We start from the raw sequence: 516 nt of genomic DNA on the forward strand, positions 1-516 counted from the left end.
GTGCTGGACCGCTCCTTTGTCGAGACCGACGCGAACCGCTTCCCAAAATTCATGGAGGCGCTCGGCCCCCGCGTCAAAGCGCGGGTGAAGAACACGCTGCCGCAGGCCGAGGGCCAGGAGCGTGACGAGGAACTGGCGCTCGATCTTACATTTTCCAAGATGGGTGATTTCGCCCCCGACAAGATTGCCGAGCAAGTTCCGCAACTGGCCGAGATCCTCAAGATGCGTCGACAACTCGAGGAATTGCTCGGCTTCATGGATGGCCGTGTCGATGCTGAAAAGCGCATCGCGCAGCTTCTGAACAACGAACCGCTTCTTGGCAAGATTGCCAGCCAGGCGCTGGCCGACGACGACAAGGTTGGGGAATGATCATGGCCGAACAGCAAAAGACCGCCTCAGTCGCCGCGGAGGCCGAAGCCATAAACCTCGATGAATTCAGCGGACTCCTCGAAAAAGATTTCAAGGTCAAGAAGGACGACAGCGAGAAGCTGCAACAGCTCGTGCGCAATCTCGCGC

1 protein-coding gene is annotated in these 516 nt (G+C 58.5%); it reads left to right on the forward strand.

All coding sequences use genetic code 11. The features are described from left to right. The coding region (tssB, locus tag EN914_RS37885) for a type VI secretion system contractile sheath small subunit (RefSeq protein WP_127367839.1) at positions 1-369 on the forward strand (369 nt) is incomplete at its 5' end. Between the last annotated feature and the right edge of the window lie 147 nt (positions 370-516).

This window comes from Mesorhizobium sp. M7A.F.Ca.CA.001.08.2.1, assembly GCF_003998455.1.
Lineage (GTDB): Bacteria > Pseudomonadota > Alphaproteobacteria > Rhizobiales > Rhizobiaceae > Mesorhizobium > Mesorhizobium ciceri.